The 21,178-nt window shown below is 40.2% G+C and carries 17 protein-coding genes; 11 read left to right on the top strand and 6 right to left on the bottom strand.

Annotated features, from left to right (window positions below):
* Window positions 1-57 precede the first annotated feature (57 nt).
* Complete coding sequence (locus tag I6E78_RS07345; RefSeq protein ID WP_197182217.1) at window positions 58-3,498, bottom strand: PAS domain-containing hybrid sensor histidine kinase/response regulator; 3,441 nt, start codon at window positions 3,496-3,498, stop codon at window positions 58-60.
* Between the two features lie 402 nt (window positions 3,499-3,900).
* Between I6E78_RS07345 and I6E78_RS07340 the strand changes: the two genes are divergently transcribed.
* The 5 genes from I6E78_RS07340 to I6E78_RS07320 all read left to right on the top strand — a co-directional run bounded on the left by I6E78_RS07340 (window position 3,901) and on the right by I6E78_RS07320 (window position 9,888).
* Window positions 3,901-4,164 (top strand): DUF4212 domain-containing protein, encoded by a 264-nt coding sequence (locus I6E78_RS07340; protein ID WP_011327286.1) that lies wholly within the window; start codon window positions 3,901-3,903, stop codon window positions 4,162-4,164.
* 10 nt (window positions 4,165-4,174) lie between these two features.
* The gene (locus I6E78_RS07335; RefSeq protein WP_058372634.1) at window positions 4,175-5,899 is read left to right on the top strand and encodes a sodium:solute symporter family protein; all 1,725 of its coding nucleotides are present in this window, start codon (window positions 4,175-4,177) and stop codon (window positions 5,897-5,899) included.
* A 115-nt stretch (window positions 5,900-6,014) separates the two neighbouring features.
* Complete coding sequence (locus I6E78_RS07330) at window positions 6,015-7,853, top strand: putative nucleotidyltransferase substrate binding domain-containing protein (RefSeq protein ID WP_089367795.1); 1,839 nt, start codon at window positions 6,015-6,017, stop codon at window positions 7,851-7,853.
* A gap of 47 nt (window positions 7,854-7,900) precedes the next feature.
* Window positions 7,901-8,524, top strand: coding sequence for a 3'-5' exonuclease (locus I6E78_RS07325; RefSeq protein ID WP_011327289.1), 624 nt, complete (start codon window positions 7,901-7,903; stop codon window positions 8,522-8,524).
* Between the two features lie 266 nt (window positions 8,525-8,790).
* Entirely contained in the window at window positions 8,791-9,888 is a 1,098-nt protein-coding gene (locus I6E78_RS07320) for a transporter substrate-binding domain-containing protein (protein ID WP_115121833.1), read from the top strand.
* Window positions 9,889-10,097: 209 nt separating this feature from the next.
* Here I6E78_RS07320 and I6E78_RS07315 read toward each other — a convergent pair whose 3' ends face one another.
* Entirely contained in the window at window positions 10,098-10,838 is a 741-nt protein-coding gene (locus I6E78_RS07315) for a complement resistance protein TraT (RefSeq protein WP_011327291.1), read from the bottom strand.
* A 57-nt stretch (window positions 10,839-10,895) separates the two neighbouring features.
* Window positions 10,896-11,252, bottom strand: coding sequence for a hypothetical protein (locus I6E78_RS18650; protein ID WP_011327292.1), 357 nt, complete (start codon window positions 11,250-11,252; stop codon window positions 10,896-10,898).
* 511 nt (window positions 11,253-11,763) lie between these two features.
* Here I6E78_RS18650 and epd point away from each other — a divergent pair.
* From epd to I6E78_RS07280, 6 genes are all read left to right on the top strand, one after another.
* Window positions 11,764-12,795: an erythrose-4-phosphate dehydrogenase gene (gene epd / locus I6E78_RS07305; protein WP_089367797.1), complete on the top strand. Its 1,032-nt coding sequence runs from the start codon at window positions 11,764-11,766 to the stop codon at window positions 12,793-12,795.
* A 43-nt stretch (window positions 12,796-12,838) separates the two neighbouring features.
* A complete protein-coding gene (locus I6E78_RS07300; RefSeq protein WP_011327294.1) occupies window positions 12,839-14,014 on the top strand; it encodes a phosphoglycerate kinase in 1,176 nt (391 codons plus the stop codon).
* A 208-nt stretch (window positions 14,015-14,222) separates the two neighbouring features.
* Complete coding sequence (gene fba / locus I6E78_RS07295) at window positions 14,223-15,287, top strand: class II fructose-bisphosphate aldolase (protein ID WP_011327295.1); 1,065 nt, start codon at window positions 14,223-14,225, stop codon at window positions 15,285-15,287.
* A 559-nt stretch (window positions 15,288-15,846) separates the two neighbouring features.
* Window positions 15,847-16,536, top strand: coding sequence for a phosphate regulon transcriptional regulator PhoB (phoB, locus tag I6E78_RS07290; RefSeq protein ID WP_011327296.1), 690 nt, complete (start codon window positions 15,847-15,849; stop codon window positions 16,534-16,536).
* 253 nt (window positions 16,537-16,789) lie between these two features.
* Window positions 16,790-18,121 (top strand): phosphate regulon sensor histidine kinase PhoR, encoded by a 1,332-nt coding sequence (phoR, locus tag I6E78_RS07285; RefSeq protein ID WP_197182216.1) that lies wholly within the window; start codon window positions 16,790-16,792, stop codon window positions 18,119-18,121.
* 90 nt (window positions 18,122-18,211) lie between these two features.
* On the top strand, window positions 18,212-19,180 hold the full coding sequence (locus tag I6E78_RS07280; protein WP_011327298.1) for a PstS family phosphate ABC transporter substrate-binding protein: 969 nt from the start codon (window positions 18,212-18,214) through the stop codon (window positions 19,178-19,180).
* A gap of 78 nt (window positions 19,181-19,258) precedes the next feature.
* On the opposite strand, the gene I6E78_RS07275 is transcribed toward I6E78_RS07280, so the two are convergent.
* Genes I6E78_RS07275 through panB form a run of 3 tightly spaced genes read right to left on the bottom strand, consistent with a single transcriptional unit; the run spans window position 19,259 to window position 21,168 of the window.
* On the bottom strand, window positions 19,259-19,495 hold the full coding sequence (locus tag I6E78_RS07275) for a hypothetical protein (protein ID WP_011327299.1): 237 nt from the start codon (window positions 19,493-19,495) through the stop codon (window positions 19,259-19,261).
* A gap of 30 nt (window positions 19,496-19,525) precedes the next feature.
* Window positions 19,526-20,374, bottom strand: coding sequence for a pantoate--beta-alanine ligase (gene panC, locus I6E78_RS07270; RefSeq protein ID WP_197182215.1), 849 nt, complete (start codon window positions 20,372-20,374; stop codon window positions 19,526-19,528).
* Window positions 20,374-21,168 (bottom strand): 3-methyl-2-oxobutanoate hydroxymethyltransferase, encoded by a 795-nt coding sequence (gene panB, locus I6E78_RS07265; RefSeq protein ID WP_197182214.1) that lies wholly within the window; start codon window positions 21,166-21,168, stop codon window positions 20,374-20,376. Before panB ends, panC begins: the two co-directional genes overlap by 1 nt.
* Window positions 21,169-21,178 lie beyond the last annotated feature (10 nt).

Genomic DNA, 21,178 nt, shown 5'->3' with positions numbered 1-21,178 from the left:
ATAAAATAAAGTAAAGGAAAACCCAGCCCGCTATTACTAACAGGCTGGGTATAATTTTTAAGTACTGTGATTTAGCAGCGCTTTTAGTTTGCCCGGTTTAATAGGCTTACTTAGATAATGAATATTAGCCGCTTTAGTTTCTAGTTTAAGCTCTTCATCGCGCACCGCTGTTATTAAGATAGCAGGGACTTGGTGTTGCCAAATATCTCTCAGGGTTTTTATAAGTGTTATGCCGTCGCAATCATTACCTAACTGGTAATCCATTAAAATCACATCGGGTGCGCTGTGCTCATTAGCGTGCGCAAGCACCTGTTCAACGTTATCAAATAAGGTGTAATTGGCTTGCCATTTGTTGAGTAAGCTTGCCATGGCAGCTAGATTGGCAGGATCGTCGTCAACGGCAACAATATTAATGGCGGCGCGGTTTTCCATTACACTATTAGCAATATTTTTATGCTGTACAAATTTTGCATCACCATAAGGTACTTCAATACTAAAGCGGCTGCCTTTATTGGGCTCTGAGCATACATCAAGCGGTAAGCTGAGTAAGTCAGCCATTCTTTTTACTACTCCTAAACCTAAGCCTATGCCTTTATTGTCGCCAGCCTCAACCCGGTAAAAGTCATTAAAAATTTTAGCTTGCTCTGCTTCACTGATCCCTTGTCCTGTATCCCATACTTCTATGCGCAGGCTATGTTTACGGTTTCTACAGGCAATTAAAACTTTACCACTTTGTGTGTACTTAATTGCATTAGAGAGCAGGTTTTGGATAATGCGTCGTAAATAAGTAATATCGCTGTGCACTATTTGTTGGTTAGAAAGCACTTTGAACGATAACCCTTTTACACTGAGTAAAATACTCGACTCGCTTTTAAGCGGTTGCAAAATATCGTCAATACAAAAGTGGCGGGGCGTAGGCGCCATTGCGCCTTGTTCTAACTTGGCTATTTCGAGCAGAGCCGACATTAAATGCACGGTAGAGTCTAGGCTGTCTCCTAGTTTATCAAGATTATTTTGATTAGTGCTATTGAGCTGCTTTTCGTCAATGGCGGCAAGGTATAAACGCGCGGCATTTAATGGCTGTAAAATATCGTGGCTCGCCAGTGCTAAAAAGCGGGTTTTACTGTCGTTGGCTTTTTCGGCCTCACGCTTGGCTAAAGTTAGTGCCTGCTCAGTTTGAACTCGGCTATCTATTTGCGCTTGAAGGTCTTTATTAATGGTTTGTACTTCTTGAGTACGCGCCTCAATGCGGTTTTCTAAATCGATATTAATTTCTTCCAGCGCATTTTGAGTATTAATATGTGTTGTTATGTCTGAAAAGCTGGTAACAAAGCCGCCATCAGGCAAAGGGTTACCTATCATTTCGTACACTTGGCCGTTGCGGCGGTGGCGAATAAAATGATGCGAGGTGCCATTTTTTAAATGACGAACCCGCTTATCTACATGGCGTTCTATTTCGCCTGGACCACATTCACCACGCTCTGCGTTGTAACGTATTATGTCTTCTACCGGTTGGCTCACTTCTAAAAAGCCTTCAGGGTAATTAAACATTTCGCTATAGCGTTTGTTCCAAGCAACAAGTTTTAAATCTTTGTCGACCACAGAAAGACCATGGCTTAAGTTTTCAAGCGAGGTAAACAATAAGTTTTGGTTAAATTGCAGTGCTTGGGTGGTTTCATCAAAAAAGTTAACCACTTCTTCAAATGCCATGCGCTTACCAGACGATACAGTGTGCACTAATGCCTGAGCCGACGATGCACCAAGCACACCGGTTAACGCACGTTCGCAATAAGCAATAAACTCAGGTTTGGGGTGCGCGTTGTTGTCACTTAAATGATGGGCTAGGGCATAATTGGCTAATACTTGCTGGCTGCGCTGAATACCTAAAAAGGTCTGTAGCAGTATTTTAAAGTCGTATACTGTGGCTTTAACATCTTTATTTAAACGCTTTGATAAAATAGTCTGATCTTTTGGGTTAACAAATGCAGCGGCCTGAATTTTATCAATTAATCGCTCCTCAGCCCCTAACGAAAAGCTAATATAACAACCTATGTTAGCAAATAACGCAATCAGCGTGCCGCGGGTCATAAGGGTTTGTTGTAGCTCGTTATTTAGCGTGTTGCCAGCATCTAAAATAGGCAGCATTAAAAACAGCACCCAGCATATAAAGCCTGCAAGTAAGCCCGCATAAACGCCATAAGCATGGCCTTTTCGCCAATATAAACCACCTACAATAGCGGGTAATAATTGGGTTACTAACGAAAATGCCACCAAGCCCATGCTCGCTAATGCACTTCCGTGACCAAACCAATGCTGATAAAAATAAGCCAAGGTTAAAATACCGGCAATAGCAAAGCGTCGTACTAATAGTATTCTCGATCTATAGCTGGTGGTTATTAAGTTGCGTTTAAATTTGCGACGCAGTATTAGGGGCAGTACTACATCGTTTGAAATCATAGTACTTAAAGTGAGTGTTGCTACCACTATCATAGCAGTGGCAGCCGACAAGCCACCAATAAAAACGAAGGTGGTTAAAAAGGCATTATAGTGCAGCATTGGCAGGGCTAAAACAAAGCTGTCGGGTGAAAAGCTACGGCCTATTTCTGGGTGAATAGCGGCAGTTGCTATTGGAAAAATCATTGCTGCGGTAAGTAATAAGTACAGTGGAAACGCCCAGCGCGCGGTAAATAAATGACGCTTGTCTTGATTGTCGACCACGGTCACATGAAACTGACGCGGTAGGCAAATAATAGCCGCCGCAGCCATTAATGACTGGCCAATAAAGTTAAAACTAAAAAAGTCAAAGTCGGCCCAGTGTGTCCACAAAGGCTCGTCTACTTGATTAGCATAAGACTCAGGTAAGTTAAATAAAGAATACACAGCCAGCCCAGCCACCGCCATGAGTGCAATTAATTTTATGAGAGATTCAAACGCTACAGCAAGCATTAGCCCTGAGCGATATTCAGTGACATCAACTTTTCGAGTGCCAAAAAATATCGCAAATAACGCCATAATTAAAGTTGCCGACAGGGCGACTATATCTCCAGATATTTTATTACTTGTTTGCAGCAGTAAAAAGCTCGAACTGAGCGCTTTTAATTGCAGCGCAATATACGGAATAGTCGCTAGTAGCGCGATTAAAGTCACCATAATAGCGGTGGTTTGGCGCTTGCCATAACGGGCAGAAATAAAGTCGGCAATGGTAGTAATATTTTGCTTTTTACTCACTAAAACTAATTTACGTAAAAAGCCTTGGCCGAAAAAAAATAATAATGCGGGGCCTAGTAATATTGGCAAAAAACTCCAACTGCTTGTGGCTGCAGTTCCTACCGAGCCGTAGTAGGTCCAAGATGTACAATAAATACCCAGTGAAAATGCATACACAAAAGGGTGGTGACTAATACGCTTAGCCAAAGGCGTGGTTTTATCGCCCCAACTTGCGAGCCAAAACAGCACCCCTATATAGCTCAAAGCAACAAAAATTAGTACGGCAGTCATGTATTTATTAAACCTTTTTGAATATGCACTCAACTAGCATGGACTATACACAATACCAGAGCTTGAATTAAGTGTGGGTGCGATATTTATTTATAAGTTTAAGTTGTTGTTTTTAAATACTATTTATAAACATTAAATTATAGCAATACAGTATAAGACTAATGTCGCATGTAATCTAAATCCTCGCAAAATATTAACAAACCTTCTCTAATTAAATTTTTAAATAGCTGAAAAGTAATGCTTTTTAATTTTAACATCTGCTAAATGCTGATTTTTTACTTAAAGGTTAACAGGCTGTTACGACTATGGTCGCAATTCAATATTTGCATTGCGTTGCTAAATTGGTAGATGAAAAATAAACCACTCATTACTTTTTAGTGATGCTTAAAGGGGAAAATAAAAATGGCTTTTAAAGATGAAGAACAAGCAAAAGCTTATTGGGCGGAAAATATTTCACTGTTATTTAAATTATTAGCAGTGTGGTTTGTCGTGTCATTTGGTTTTGGCATATTACTGGTTGATGTACTTAATGAAGTACGTTTTTTTGGGTTTAAACTTGGCTTCTGGTTCTCCCAGCAAGGTTCAATTTATACCTTTGTGGCTTTGATTTTTGTGTACGTAGTCAAAATGAATACGTTAGATAAAAAATATGGCGTAGACGAATAGGAGCTAAGCAATGGATGTTCAAACACTCACGTTTTTAATTGTTGGTTTAAGCTTCGCGCTTTATATCGGCATTGCAATTTGGGCCCGAGCGGGTTCAACTAAAGAGTTTTATGTAGCGGGTGGCGGCGTACCTCCTTTAGCTAATGGTATGGCAACTGCTGCCGATTGGATGAGCGCGGCGTCGTTTATTTCAATGGCGGGTATTATTTCGTTTGCGGGTTACGACGGCGGCGTTTACTTAATGGGGTGGACAGGTGGTTATGTATTACTTGCCATGTGTTTAGCGCCTTACTTACGTAAATTCGGCAAGTTTACTGTGCCAGACTTTATTGGCGACCGTTACTACTCACGTACCGCACGTTTAGTGGCAATTGTATGTGCCATATTCATTTGTTTTACCTACATTGCAGGGCAAATGCGTGGTGTAGGCGTGGTTTTTTCTCGCTTTTTAGAAGTAGAAATTGAAACCGGTGTATACATAGGTATGGTTATTGTATTCTTTTATGCTGTTTTAGGTGGTATGAAAGGTATTACTTATACGCAGGTTGCACAGTATTGTGTGCTGGTATTTGCTTACTTAGTACCGGCCATTTTTATCTCTATGATGATGACAGGTCACTTCCTGCCACAAACTGGTTTTGGTGCCACACTAATTGGCGGAGAAGGTGCTTATGTGCTTGATAAGCTAGATGGCATAAGTTCGCAATTGGGCTTTTCTCAGTATACCGAAGGCTCTAAGAGCATGATTGATGTATTTGCTATTACCGGTGCATTAATGGTGGGTACTGCAGGTTTACCACATGTAATTGTTCGCTTTTTCACTGTACCTCGCGTTAAAGATACGCGTATATCAGCGGCATGGACCTTAGTGTTTATTGCTATTGTTTATACTACAGCACCAGCAGTTGCTGCATTTGCTCGCGTAAACATGGTTGATACAATTAACGGTAAAGATGGTAGCGGTACTGAGTATGCACAAGCACCAACGTGGATCAAAAACTGGGAACGTACCGGCTTAATTACCTTTAATGATAAAAATGGTGATGGCAAAATGTTTTACACTTCAGGCAGCATCAACGATCCAAACAGTGCTAATGAAGTAGATGTTGACCGCGACATTATGGTACTTGCTAATCCAGAAATTGCTAACTTACCAGCATGGGTTATTGCCCTAGTTGCTGCCGGTGGTATTGCAGCAGCATTATCAACAACCGCAGGTTTACTGTTAGTTATTTCTACCTCCGTATCGCACGATTTACTCAAGCGAACCCTTAAGCCCAATATTAGCGATAAGCAAGAGTTACTCGCAGCGAGGTTAGCTGCCATGGTCGCTATTGTTATATCCGCCTACTTTGGGATTAACCCGCCAGGGTTTGTGGCATCGGTGGTCGCATTTGCCTTCGGCTTAGCGGCAGCGAGTTTCTTCCCAGCTATTATTATGGGTATATTCTCTAAAGCAATGAACAGAGAAGGCGCAATTGCTGGCATGGTAACGGGTATTAGTTTTACCGCCGGTTATATTATTTACTTTAAGTTTGTTAGCCCAGAGCTTAATAGTGCCGAGCATTGGTTTTTAGGTATTTCGCCTGAAGGTATTGGCTTAGTAGGTATGATAATTAACTTTGCAGTTGCTGCAATAGTACTTAAATTTACTAAACCGACACCACTGGAAATTCAGCAGTTGGTTGAAGGTATTCGTAATCCTAAAGGGTCTAGTGAAGCTCACGATCACTAAATCTATTTGCTTAACAGGCAATAAAAGTACCAAAAGCCCGACTTAAGTCGGGCTTTTTATTTGTTTAATAAATGATTACATTAAACCTTATATAAATCACTTAACGAGCGTAACTATGAGTGCAGAGCAGCAAGATATAACCCAATTTGTAACTATGCAGGCCCCGTTTAGCATGCTTGAGGCGAGTGCTTGCAGTTATTTTGTAAAGCACCTTGATATTGCTTACCTCAACCGTGAAAACCAAGCACAATGGCTGCAAAGTGAGCATCCTAAGTTATTTTTAATTCGCTCAGGCTTATACGATTTAGTGGATAGTAAAGGCGATATAGTTACGCGTTTAGCACAAGGTGATTATTTTGGTTTTCCATCGTTATTAACCGGTGAGGCGATGCAAAACAGGTTGGAAGTACAAAAAGAGGGCATAGTGTATATGCTGCCTCAGGAGCCGTTTGATTATTTGCGCCGTGAATATAAACCGTTTGAGCAATATTTTGTTCGCGCTCATGCAAACCGCTTACTCTCATCACATTATAAAAGTAAAACTGAAAGCTGGTCGGAGAGAAAAATATCGGAATTAATGACCCGAAAAGCCATTACTTTAACGCCAGATTCGAGTATTCGCCACGCGGCAAAACAAATGCAAGAGTATGGTGTGTCATCTATTATGATCACCCAAGATGCGCACTTAGTTGGGGTAGTAACCGACCGCGACTTACGTAATCGGGTACTGGCAGATGAAGTTGATCCACAGCAAAGCGTAAGCAGCATAATGACAGCAAAACCCAAGTTTATTTTTGAAAATAACCGGGTTTTTTCAGCGCTGCACCTAATGCTTAAACATAATATTCATCATATTCCAGTACTTGACGAAAACCACAAACCTTTGGGAATGATCACCAGTACCGATTTATTACGCCAGCAAAAAAGCGACCCGGTACAACTTATAGGTCGTATTTATAAAGCGCGCGCTATTGTCGATTTAAAACGCTACGCCAAAGAGATCCCAGAGTTGCTGCGCGGCTTTTCGTATAATATTGACGACATATCGCTAATTGGCAAATTACTCAGTGGCCTAACCGATGCACTCACCTCGCGGCTAATTTACTTGTATCAACAAGAACATGGAGTAGCACCAAGTAGTTTTAGTTTTATTTGTTTTGGCTCCCAAGCCCGTGAAGAACAAACCCTACATTCAGATCAAGACAATGGCTTATTATTACCCGATGGTTTAAATGACGATGAGTTAGCCTACTTTAAAGGCATGGGGGAATATGTTTGCGAAAACTTAGTAGAGTGCGGCATTAGACGTTGCCCTGGCAATATAATGGCCAGTAGCGAGTTGTGTCGAATGAGTATTAGTGACTGGCGCGAGCGCTTTTTTAAATGGATAAGCAGCCCAACCCCTCAAGCCATGCTCAACTGTAAAATATTTTTTGATTTACGCTTTATCGAAGGCTCACACACACTTTATAGTAAGTTTTATGAGCAACTTACGCACATGTCACGCAACGAATTATTTTACGCCGCCATGGCCAACGACATTGACTCAAACAGCGTGCCCATAGGCTTGTTTAATAATTTTAAAACCGAAAAAACAGAAAAAAACTATAAATATATCGACTTAAAAAAACGTGGCGTAGTAATAATTAACGACATAGTGCGTTTATATGCATTAAGAGCGGGGATTCGCCGTGCCAATACCCAAGAGCGTTTAGACGCATTGTTAAAACACACTTTACTCAGCAAAGAAGATATTTATAACCTAAAAGATTGCTGGCGTTTTTTAACCCAGCTGCGATTAAGCACGCAAATAAATCAAGAAGGGCTGCCCAGTAATTGTATTAACCCCGACCAATTAAACTCTTTAGAGCGCCACCAACTCAAAGAAGCATTTTATCTGGTAAAACAAGCGCAGCAAGCCGCTGTGTTTAAATTTGCCCGTGGTAGCTTATAGTATGGCTGCTTATAAAAAAGCGGCGCACAAAGCGAGTAATAAACATTATGGTTAAGCGCTTAATTACCCGTTATTTTAAAAGGCGACAGCTACTGGCACATGCTGCTTTAAAGCAGCGCTACCTAGTGATTGACTTAGAGCTAACTGGGCTTGACGCCAAGCAGCACGAAATAGTGTCGCTAGCTTGGGTGGTTATAGAAAATCAATGTATAAAAATGAGTCAGTCGCAGCATTTAATTAATAAAGAGGTTAAAAACTTGGCACAAAGCCCAGTTTATCACGGCATTAATAATGATAATGTAGCTGCAGGGCAAAGTTTACATAGTATTTTAGAGCACCTTAGTGAGCACTTTAATGACTGTATTTTAGTGTTTCATAATGCCATGCTCGACTGGGGTTTTTTAAAACCAGCGCTTAAAAATGCCAATATTACTACGCGGCCAAAACTAATACTCTGCACCTTACAAATAGAAAAAAAGCGCCTGCAACATCAAGGCGTCGAAATAAAGCAAGATGATTTAACGTTAAACGAATGTCGTAATCGCTACGAACTGCCTAGTTATCATTGTCATCACGCACTTACCGACGCACAAGCCACAGCAGAGTTATTTTTGGCGCAGTGCCATCAAATAAGTAGTGGCAGAGGATTAAAAGTGAGGGAGCTTGTTTAGTTGCTAGCTTTATTTGCTACGATTTAAATCACTACTTTATGCACTCTTAACCTCTTTAATAAATAGTGTTTATGCATTTTAAACACCGTACTTGGCTTTTATTTTTATCTGAAAGCTAAGGCTACCATCTGAAAATTAAGCGCTAAATCAAGCTATTTTTGACCTTAGCTTGAAATTATTTTACACTTTCGTAACCTTATACATATTCTATTAGTATGTTTGTGAGCTTATAAGCTATTCACATCACCCCAAACAATTGAGTTTTTATGCTAACAAAAATATTAAATTCATTACGTGTAGGCGCTTTAAGCCTTATGGCAATTTTAACCTTATCGGTGCATGCTCAAAGTGCTTTGCCAGAGACAGGTTTGACCGTTGGTGTAGCGGGGGATGCTCCCTTTGTTATACACAATCCCCAAAATAATTCACTAGAGGGGATTTCACTTACAATTTGGGAAAATATAGCCGATAAAAAAAATTGGGAATACCAATATAAATATTTTACTACGGTTGATGAGGCACTTACCGCTTTGCAGCAAGGCGAAGTTGATTTACTTGCTGGGCCGATTAGTATTACCTCGGAGCGAGTGGAAAAGTTTCTGTTTTCTCAGCCTTATTACCAATCGAGTCTTACTATTGCCTCGCGCGATGAAAATGCCAGTATTTGGGGTAAAATAAAACCCTTTTTTAGTATGCAATTACTAATTGCTGTTGCCATATTTTTATCTTTACTAGCCATTGTTGGGCTGCTCTTTTGGCTTGCTGAGCGCAAACATTCTCCAGAGCAGTTTCCTGCAGATCCAAAAAGAGGGATAGCTAACGGTATGTGGCTAGCCATAGTGACTATGAGTACAACAGGTTATGGCGACATGGCACCGGTGAGCTTAAAAGGCCGAGTTGTAGCTGGTTGTTGGATGATTATTTCATTAATTTTTGCTACATCAATGATTGCAGGTATTGCCAGTACTCTTACCGTATCAAGCTTTAGCAGTTCTACTATTACACAAGTTGAACAATTTCCAGGTAAAAAAATTGCAGCATCAGCAGGCTCGCCAGCTATAGGCTTTATTGAAGAACATCAAGGCCAAAAAGTATTGGTAAATAACCTAAGCCAAGCCATGGAAAGACTAAAAGATAAAAGTGTTGATGGCGTTGTTTTTGACCGTCCACAATTGTTGTTTTATAAAAATAAACATAAAGCAGAGAATATTCATATTCCAAGTGCGGAGTATTATAAGCAAGGTTACGGCTTCGCATTTAGAGCCGACAGTAAACTAGTTAACGACGTTAACTTAGTTTTATTAAGGCTTGCAGAAGATCAAAAAATTGAACAAATAATGGCAGAGTATTTAGGTGATAAATAACTGTTATATAAGCCTTAGGGGCTACCCTTAAGGCAATAATTAATTATTATTTACTTTATCATCAATAATTTAAATTATTGGGTGCCAGTTTTATTTTGTAGTTACATTTGTTTTGAAAATGCCTAGAGATTAGAGAGTAATTAAGATTAGATAATCAAGAAGTAAAATAAAAGTACGGCACTATAATGCCGTACTTTTAGTTATTATTATTAGAAAAAAGAAGCCATTGCGTAGGCTGTTTTTTCAAACATAAGTGGCTGGGCCTCCTCAAGTTCTAAATTTGCTTTATTAGCCGTGGTGACCACACGGGTTCGGTATTCTTTTTGATCAGTTGCTTCTGAGTAAGTTTGAGTTGTTGCGCCATCGTCAGATATTTTAGTATTGGTCTTTGAATCACGACGCACTATTACGCCACTACGAGCTCGCTCTTTTATTTGAATATCGGCCACCAAAAGATAGGTTACGTCTTTAACAAACGCATTTGTGGCAGTTGAAACTAAGCCACCAATTATGCCACCGGCTGCGGCCCCGCGATATCCACTACCAGATGCAAATGCTACTGCAGAACCTGCAGCAACGCCTTCGTAACCCCTGCTTAAATAGTTTTCAGCTGCTGTAGGAGAGGCCTTTTCTAAGTTACGTACAAAAACACTCATACTGTATTGCGCATCACTAGGGCTATCGACAATTTGATAGCCATTACCACTACTCTCTATTTGAGTGATCAGGGATTGTCTAAACACATTACGATCAAATTCCATTACTGCAGATCGAACCTCCATATAAATTTTTCTCTGTTGTGATGGAACAGGATCAACAAAGATAGAAGTACTGAGCTTGGTTTGTACATCCAAATCTTTTTTAGCTATTGAGGTATGAATTGCTCCACAACCCGAAATAAAAAGCGTAAAAACAGCAAACAGTACAATATATATTTGATGCATTATCATAGTAATTTCCTTCTAATTTGAATTTATGGATCAGACAGATTAACTAAAATCATTACTCTAATAATACCGGCCGTGATAACGGTAGTAGTAACGACAATTACGATACTGAGTCCAGTTATATCTGAGTAGATCTCGACAGGTATAGCCGTTACGCCAATAAGTGCCTTTGTATTCTTCAGGTTTAATATTTTTCTCTAGCATACTTTTTATATAAGCATCGACCTCTTCAGGCTTTTCAGCCAAAAAGGGTCTAGACATAACCTCAGCATTCAATTGTGCTTGCATGCGTGCCAATTCATTTTTTTCTGATTTGGTTTGCTGTGCGTTGGTATTAAATGCGCATATAGCAATAAAAATGGCTAGAAACTGATGTAAAACTAACCTGTTGGAGAGTGAAACATGACTACTGTTCATAACCTTGCTCCTTAAAGTGTTGCTTAAGCGAATGTGCGTAGCAGTAATTATATAATAGTCAACATTGTTCAAAAAACAACCAGAGTGGCAGGGGGACATTTTTTACTTATGCGCAGTAGATACTAAATGGATAAGTATCCAGCTGTAGCGTCAAAATATGCAGTTAAAGTTTTTTGTATTAAAATAAAATAGCGATTGAAAAATGAATAATGCTATATTTAACAATAACTTAAATATATAGGGTTTTGCTGGTTGGTTACTAACGGCGACTAGCTTTGTTTATAGTAGCGTTATTGCTAGCGTGAAAATGGCAGGCGTTGTTTTGCTCTGGGAGCAATTTATTAAGCAAAGTTCTGACAACGAATGGCCGCGAGTTACATATTTAACTTATCATTTATTTAAAGTTTCTAATCGCTCCCTCTTATAATAAAGCTCAAGGTCGATTACAATACCGCCATCTAAAAGGCACATTGCCTTTATCTGCACGCAAAAAGAGTGGATTTTATATTTCATGGCAATCAAACTTGCAATTAATGGTTTTGGTCGTATTGGTCGAAATATTGTCCGCGCGTTATACGAATCAGGTTTGAGCAACGAGATAAAAATTGTTGCGATTAACGAACTTGCTGACCCTGAAGCTATTGCTCACTTATTAAAATACGACACCTCTCATGGTCGTTTCTCTTTTCCTGTAAAGCTTGGTGAGGACACCATTAGCGTAGCAGGCGATGCTATTGCTCTTTTCTGTGAGCCAAATCCGGCGGAATTACCTTGGAAAACCTTAGGTGTAGACGTAGTACTTGAATGTACTGGGGTTTATCACTCGCGCGAACATGCACAGCTACATTTAACCGCAGGCGCTAAAAAAGTGTTGTTTTCGCATCCAGCTGATAACGATGTTGATGCCACTATTGTTTATGGTATTAATGACGATGAGCTAAAACCAGAGCACACTATCGTCTCTAATGGTTCGTGTACTACTAACTGTGTAGTGCCGGTTATTAAAGTGTTAGATGATGCATTTGGTATTGAATCGGGTGCTATTACCACAATACATGCCTCGATGAACGATCAGCCGGTAATTGATGCCTACCACCACGATTTACGCCGTACACGCGCAGCCAGCCAATCTATTATTCCAGTTGATACAAAACTAGCCCGCGGTATAGACCGTATTTTACCTAAATTTAAAGGCCGCTTTGAAGCCATTGCTGTACGCGTGCCTACTATTAACGTAACGGCTATGGATTTAAGTGTAACGGTTAATACCGATGTAGATTTAAATGCAGTAAATAACGCGCTTAAAGCACAAGCTAAAGATCGCCTTGAAGGCATTTTAAGTTACACCGCAGAGCCACTAGTATCGATTGATTTTAATCATGATCCACATTCTTGTATTATAGATGGTACCCAAACACGAGTTAGTCATAAACGACTGATAAAGTTACTAGTTTGGTGCGATAACGAGTGGGGTTTTGCTAATCGAATGCTCGACACTGCGCGTGCAATGGTCGCGTTAGAAAAAATAACTAATATAAAATAACCGCCTTTTATTGGGTTTAGTATCGTTAACTAAGGAGATGTTCATGTCGGTCATAAAAATGGCAGATTTAGATTTAAACGGCAAGCGTGTATTAATTCGTGAAGATTTAAATGTACCCGTTAAAGCAGGTAAAGTGACGTCAGATGCGCGTATTCGTGCGGCGCTACCAACAATTAAGTTAGCCCTTGAAAAAGGCGCAAAAGTAATGGTTATGTCACACCTTGGCCGCCCTACGGAAGGGGAATATGACGAAGAGTTTTCTCTTGCTCCTGTCGTTAATTACTTAAACGATGCCCTAGAGCAAACAGTACGTTTAGAAAAAGACTACCTAAACGGTGTTGAACTTGCTGATAACGAAGTGGTGGTATTTGAGAACGTACGCTTTAACAAAGGCGAAAAAAATAACGACGAAGCGCTATCTAAACAACTTGCAGCATTATGTGATGTTTACGTAATGGATGCATTTGGTACGGCGCATCGCGCACAAGCCTCTACCCATGGCGTAGGTTTATTTGCAGATGTTGCGTGTGCAGGGCCATTATTATCGGCAGAGCTTGAAGCTCTTGGCAAAGCACTTGATAACCCAGCTCGCCCATTAGTGGCGATTGTGGGTGGTTCAAAAGTGTCTACTAAATTAACAGTGCTTGATTCACTATCAAAAATTGTTGATCAGCTAGTAACCGGTGGCGGTATTGCTAATACCTTTATTGCGGCGGCGGGTTATCCTGTTGGTAAATCGCTTTACGAAGCTGATTTAATGGATGAAGCGAATCGCTTATGCGCAGCGGCTGTTGCTAACAATGGTGAAATTCCAGTACCGACTGATGTTGTTGTAGGTAATGAGTTTTCAGACTCAGCAGTAGCAACACTTAAAGATGTAAGTGAAGTTACCAGCGACGATATGATTTTTGATATTGGCCCAGATACAGCAAACAAGCTGGCAAAAATAATTGCTAATGCAGGTACTGTAGTATGGAATGGCCCTGTTGGCGTGTTTGAGTTTGACCAATTTGGTAACGGTACTCGTGCTATTGCCCAAGCTATTGCTAATTCAAATGCGTTTTCGATTGCAGGCGGTGGCGACACCTTAGCGGCAATTGATAAGTACGGCATTAGCGATAAAATATCGTATATTTCTACTGGTGGTGGTGCGTTTTTAGAGTTTTTAGAAGGCAAAAAGCTACCAGCAGTTGAAATGCTAGAATCGCGCGCTAAGTAATTTATTTTATTTAGGCGTAAGCGGATGGAGGTTACTTCATCCGCAATAATTAATTATTAAATACCTCTCACCCTAATTTAATAATTGATTTTTACGCGTTAGTTACTGTTTATCAGTACTAATTCGTGGCGCAGTGATTGCGCCAAACTAACACATCCGTTCAAACTAGATGGCAGAGAACTGCTATCAAAAAATTGGAGAAAACCCAATGGCTTTAATCAGTATGCGACAACTTCTGGATCATGCCGCTGAGCATGGTTATGGCGTACCTGCTTTTAACGTTAACAACCAAGAGCAAATGCGCGCAATAATGGAAGCGGCTGACAAAACCAATAGCCCTGTAATTGTGCAAGGTTCTGCAGGCGCACGTGCTTATGCTGGTGCCCCATTTATTCGTCATATGATTTTAGCAGCGGTTGAAGAGTGGCCACATATTCCAGTGGTTATGCATCAAGATCACGGTACATCACCGGGTGTATGTCAGCGTTCAATTCAACTTGGGTTTTCATCAGTAATGATGGACGGCTCATTATTGAGCGATGGTAAAACACCTTCAAGCTACGAATACAACGTAGAAGTAACCCGTAAAACTGTAGAAATGGCACATGCGTGTGGTGTTTCTGTTGAAGGCGAACTGGGTGTTTTAGGTTCGCTTGAAACAGGTGAAGCAGGCGAAGAAGATGGGATTGGCGCAGAGGGTAAATTAACCACTGAGCAAATGCTAACTAATCCAGAAGAAGCGGCTGACTTTGTAAATAAAACCCATGTTGATGCGCTGGCAATTGCTTGTGGTACATCGCACGGTGCGTATAAATTTACTCGTCCACCAACGGATGATATTTTAGCGATTGATCGTATTAAAGCAATTCATGCACGTATTCCAAATACTCACTTAGTAATGCATGGCTCATCATCGGTTCCACAAGAATGGTTAGAAATAATTAATCAGTACGGTGGCGAAATTCCAGAAACTTACGGTGTGCCAGTAGAGCAAATTATTGAAGGGATTAAGTTTGGCGTACGTAAAGTTAATATTGATACAGATTTACGTTTAGCATCTACCGGTGCGGTGCGTCGCCACTTAGCGCTTAACCCGGCAAACTTCGATCCGCGTAAATTTTTAGCGGCAGCAACTCAAGCCATGACCGATATTTGTATTTCGCGTTATGAGTCGTTTGGTACAGCAGGCCAAGCTAGCAAAATTAAACCAATTTCATTAGATGAAATGCATCTTAAGTATTTAAGCGGCGAGTTAGACCCACGCATTAAATAATTGATCATTTTAGACTTTTTACTAAGCCAGTTGCATTGTCACTGGCTTTTTTTATGCCGTTTAGGGATCAATATCTTACTAACAGCAGGTAATTAGGATCACTAAATTACTAACGTGATCAGTTTGAGATCATTGCTTTACTAAGTAAACGGGTATTTTAGCCCTAGTTGGCGCTTAAATTCATTATTAAATAAAAGAATAGTACAAACAATCATCAGCTTAGCTATTTCACTGGGTATAATAGTGATCCCAAAACGGATCTGCTTAATAAAACTCTGATCTTTTAATTTAAGATCATCACAATGCAGATCATAATTGTATTACTAGGTTAGCGTATGCTATTTAAGTGAGCAAAGTTGGCTGCTTTAACACACAATGTTAGTAAAATAATGATCCTGCTATACGCTTTGCTTTATCGCTATAATTGCGTGTAAATATTTATTTTGTCACTATTTTGTGTTTTTTTACTGTTATATTAACTTACGCGCTAGGTTTTCATAAAAGTGTCATACTTAGTCATAATAATGAAAACAAATTCGATAGCTAAGAGATAAATGGAATGTCACGTAAAGTATTAGTCGTTGATGATGAAGCACCGATCAGAGAAATGTTGGTTTTTGTTTTAGAACAAAATGGATTTCAGGCAATTGAAGCAGAAGATTACGACTCTGCTATTGCGGCAATGGTAGAGCCATACCCAGATATGGTGCTACTCGATTGGATGTTACCTGGGGGTAGCGGAATCCAAATTGCTAAAAAGTTTAAACAAAATGAATACACGCGCGCTATTCCCATTATTATGCTCACCGCTCGTGGCGAAGAAGAAGACAAAGTACGCGGCCTAGAAGTAGGTGCCGATGACTATGTTACTAAGCCATTTTCGCCAAAAGAACTCATGGCCCGCATTAAAGCGGTTATACGTCGTGTGTCGCCCACCTCATTAGAAGAAGCAATTGACGTACATGGCCTGCGCCTTGATCCTATTTCGCACCGCGTTACCTCAGGTGGCAGTGAGCTTGATATGGGGCCTACCGAATTTAGATTACTACACTTTTTTATGACCCACACCGAGCGCGTATATAGCCGTGAGCAATTACTTGATCAAGTTTGGGGTACTAACGTATATGTTGAAGACCGTACGGTTGATGTACATATTCGCCGCTTACGTAAAGCTATTTCACCCTTAGGACATGACCGCTTAGTGCAAACGGTACGCGGAGCAGGTTATCGCTTTTCAAGTAAATTATAATGTACTTGCAGCTTAACTAAGTAACCTGAACTCTGGTTAAGAGATTTACTAACGTATTGAATCGTATTTATATTTAATTTTATTTTCTCTAGCCAGAGGTTTTCAGTGAAAACAAGGCGAATTTACGCGTCAATAGCTGGCCTATTGCAAGTAAATTCAACGCAGTTAGCGCTGAAAATAGCTGCTTGAGATAAGTTTATTATCCGGAGCTCAGGTTAAGTACCAATGGATAGCGACTTTAAGGTAACAGTGTATGTATAGAGTTATTAATAAACGCACCTTAGTTAAACGGCTGTTTATCTATTTTATACCTTTACTGCTAATAGGGCTGTTAGTAGGTGCCCCATTTTTGTTGTTATTTTTAGGCTCATTTTCGCTACTTATTTGGCACTACTACCAACTTTATCGTTTAAGTGATTGGTTGCTTAATCAACAAAGCTTTAACCCGCCCGAAGGAGAGGGCGCATGGGAGCAGGTATTCGAAGGTATTTATCAGCTGCAGCATCGTAATCGTAAAAAGCGTAATGAACTATCGGCATTAATTCATCGCTTTCGTGATGGTGCTGAAGCCATTCCTGATGCGGTGATAGTGCTGCAAAATGATTTAAGCATTTATTGGTGTAATCAACTGGCATTAAAAGTATTAGGCTTGCAGTGGCCTACAGATCAAGGGCAGCGTCTGGATAACTTAATTCGTGAACCTAAATTTGCTAAGTATATGCACCGCGGCCAATTTACCGAGCCACTGGAGCTTGAAAGTGGTCATAACATAGAGCAAATACTTGAGTTTAGAGTTATGCCCTATGCCAGCACACAGTTAATGGTAGTAGTACGCGATGTAACCCGCTTAAAGCAACTAGAACAAATGCGCAAAGACTTTGTTGCCAATGTGTCGCATGAACTGCGAACCCCGCTCACGGTGGTTACAGGCTATCTTGAGATGATGGATAGCGACATGATGCCACCGCCCGCAATGTGGAATAAAGCCCAAAATACTATGCTTGAGCAATGCAAACGCATGGACAGTTTAGTTACTCAGCTGCTATCACTATCACGTATAGAAGGTGCGCGTAAGCAAAATAACGATAAAGCGGTTAATGTACCCTTACTACTTAACTATATTCAAACAGAAGCGAACTCAATTAATCAGCAAAAAAAGCATCAGCTTATTTTTAATATTGATACTTCCTTAGATATTAGCGGATCAGCAGATGAACTGCGCAGTGCATTCTCTAATTTAGTTTTTAACGCCATTCATTACACTAAACCAGGCGGGAAAATAACAATATGTTGGCAGCGTCAAAACGATCGAGCTTGCTTTAGCGTAACCGATAATGGTGATGGTATTGCGCCTGAGCATATAAATCGTTTAACGGAGCGCTTTTACCGGGTAGATAAAGCGCGCAGTCGCACTACAGGTGGTTCAGGCCTTGGGCTCGCAATTACCAAGCACGTATTAACTCGCCACAATAGCCAGTTAAATATTAGTAGTGTTTTGGGTCAAGGTTCGTGTTTTTCTTTTGATTTTTCAAGTAATAAAATAGTACCTATGAGCAGCACAGTACAAACAAGTGGCAAGTCATAAAAGTGTCATTTAAGGGTAATATCACTGTCATCTACACAATTTACAGTGAACACAGTTAAAAAATGGGACGAACAAATTGGAGAACCCCACATGAAATTTAAAAACTTAGTTGCCGCAATGGGTGTGGCTGTTACAACGTTTGTATCTGCACAAGCAGTCGCTTTGGATAACGCACTACCTGAGTATCAAAAAATTAGTGGTGTTTCAGGGAATTTTTCATCGGTAGGTTCAGACACATTAGCGAACATGATGACATTTTGGGCTGAAGAATATAAACGTATTTATCCAAATATAAATATTCAAATACAAGCAGCTGGCTCATCAACTGCGCCACCGGCATTAACCGAAGGCACAGCAAATTTAGGGCCAATGAGCCGTAAAATGAAATCAAAAGAAGTTGAAGCATTCGAAAAACGCCATGGTTATAAACCCACAGAAGTACGGGTTGCCATCGATGCACTTGCGGTATTTGTACACAAAGACAACCCTATAGAAGGGCTACGTATTGATGAAATAGATGCTATTTTTTCATCTACTCGTAAGTGCGGTGCAACGCAGCAAGTTAACCGCTGGAGTGACGTAGGTTTAACTGGAGAATGGGCTGCTAAAGATATTCAATTGTATGGGCGTAACTCGGTATCAGGCACTTATGGTTACTTTAAAAAGAAAGCACTGTGTAAAGGCGACTTTCGTAATAACGTAAATGAGCAACCGGGTTCAGCATCTGTAGTGCAGTCTATTTCATCTTCATTGAACGCGATTGGCTACTCAGGAATTGGCTATAAAACCTCTGGTGTACGCACAGTTCCACTGGCCAAAAAAGGCAGCCACTTTGTTGATGCAACGCTTGAAAATGTAGCACAAGGTAAGTATCCGCTGTCGCGCTTTTTATACCTTTACGTGAATAAGCACCCGAATAAACCATTAGCACCAATTGAAGCTGAATTTTTAAAAATGGTATTGTCGAAAGATGGGCAGAAAATTGTAGAAAAAGACGGTTATGTACCGCTTTCAGCCAAATTGGCTGAAGTTGAGCTTAAAAAGTTAGGCTTAAATTAAGTCACTAAATTATACGCAATAAAAAACCGCTCATTGAGCGGTTTTTTTATATTTACTGTTCAGGTAAAAGCTTAATACTTATATGTTACCTAAGTTTTCGGCTTGTGCTTTACACTGATTATAGCTCTCAACACACTTAGCTGAGCATACTTGCTGCTTTAAACCTTCGCCAGTTGATTGTTGCTCACAACTACTTTCGCATTGATAGTTTTGTTGTGCACATTGATTTAACTCTGGATTTCCAGCGTTATTCTGACAACCTGCTAATAGCATAAATGTAAGGGCTACTGCGCTCATTTTTATTAAAGTATGCATGCTTATCCTTAAATGAAAGTCGCGGTTATATTAAACTTCAACCTGAAGGTTATCGATTAATCTAACACTGCCTAAATAGGCCGCGGCTAAAATAACAAATTTGTTATCATCGAGTGTAGCAGCTTTTAACGTATCTCGTTGAGCTATCGAAAAATAGTCTGGTTTTAATCCAGCTTGCTGTAAACTTTGTTTGGCTGTTTCTTCCAGCGTAGCAAAGTCTGTATTACCACTTTTAAGTTGCTCAGCGCAGTTATTAAGCACTTTAAAAAGTACGGTGGCACTGTCTTTTTGCTCATTCGATAAGTAACCATTACGCGAACTCATAGCAAGCCCAGAGACTTCACGCATAGTTGATACACCAATAACTTCAACCGGAATCGATAAGTCGCGAGCCATAGTTTTAATTACTTGTAGCTGCTGAAAGTCTTTTTCGCCAAAACAAGCGTAATCTGGCTGCACTAAATTAAAGAGTTTAGTAACAACTGTTGCCACACCTCTAAAGTGCCCTGGGCGCGAACCACCACAATAACCTAATGAAATATCAGGTACATCTACAAAGCTTTGTGCAGCTAAACCATTAGGATAAATAGTCTCTACACTTGGCGTAAATACAATATCAGTTTCAAGGTCGGCTAAGCCATGCTTGTCCTCATCAAGGGTACGAGGGTAATTGTCTAAGTCTTCATTAGCGCCAAATTGCATAGGGTTAACAAAAATGCTTACTACGACTTTATCGGCCATCATTTTTGCTTTTTCGACTAACGAAAAGTGGCCTAAGTGCAAGTTGCCCATAGTGGGTACTAGGGCAATGCTTAATCCGGCTTGGCGCCATGCTTTAATTTGGCTACGTAATGATTTAATTTCAGTAATTGACTGCATTATTTAAACTCGTGTTCGGCACTTGGAAAGGCACCGCTTTTTACATCGGTACAATACTTTTTAACGGCTTCAGGCATATTGCCTGTTTCGAGTAAAAAGTTTTTCGAAAATTTAGGAATAAACCCAGCAGAAATACCTACTAAGTCGTGCATTACTAATATTTGACCATCGGTAGCATTACCAGCGCCAATGCCAATAGTAGGAATAGTTAATGCGTCGGTAACGCGTTTTGCAAGTGCGCTTGGAATACATTCCAGTACTAATAATTGTGCGCCAGCCGCTTCAAGGGCTTTTGCATCAGCAATTATTTTTAGTGCTTGCTCTTCTGCACGCCCTTGTACTTTAAAGCCACCAAATACATGTACCGACTGCGGCGTTAGGCCTAAATGACCACACACAGGAATACCTTGTTGAGTTAGGGCTTCAATGCTCTCAAAAAGCCATTCACCCCCTTCTAACTTAACCATGTTAGCACCAGCACGCATTAGCTCAGCGGCATTTTTACAGGTGTCATTGGGGCTCGAATAAGTCATAAACGGCATATCAGCAATTACAAACAACTCACGGCTGCCCGCACGTACGCAACGAGTGTGATAGGCAATATCTTGATTAGTTACGCCAAGTGTATCGTCGCCGCCTTGTAATACCATACCCAAAGAGTCGCCAACTAAAATAACTTCAACGCCGTTATCATGAAATAACTTAGCAAAACTGGCATCATAAGCTGTTAAAGCAGTAATTTTATTTTTTTCTGCTTTCATTTTATTTAAAGTTGAAACTGTTATTTTAGACATAATTTTCTCA

It is taken from the genome of Pseudoalteromonas sp. NZS127 (assembly GCF_015864805.1).
Taxonomy (GTDB): Bacteria; Pseudomonadota; Gammaproteobacteria; order Enterobacterales; family Alteromonadaceae; genus Pseudoalteromonas; species Pseudoalteromonas nigrifaciens.
The sequence above is the reverse complement of the archived record's forward strand: the minus strand, read 5'-3'. Positions and strand labels throughout refer to the sequence as shown.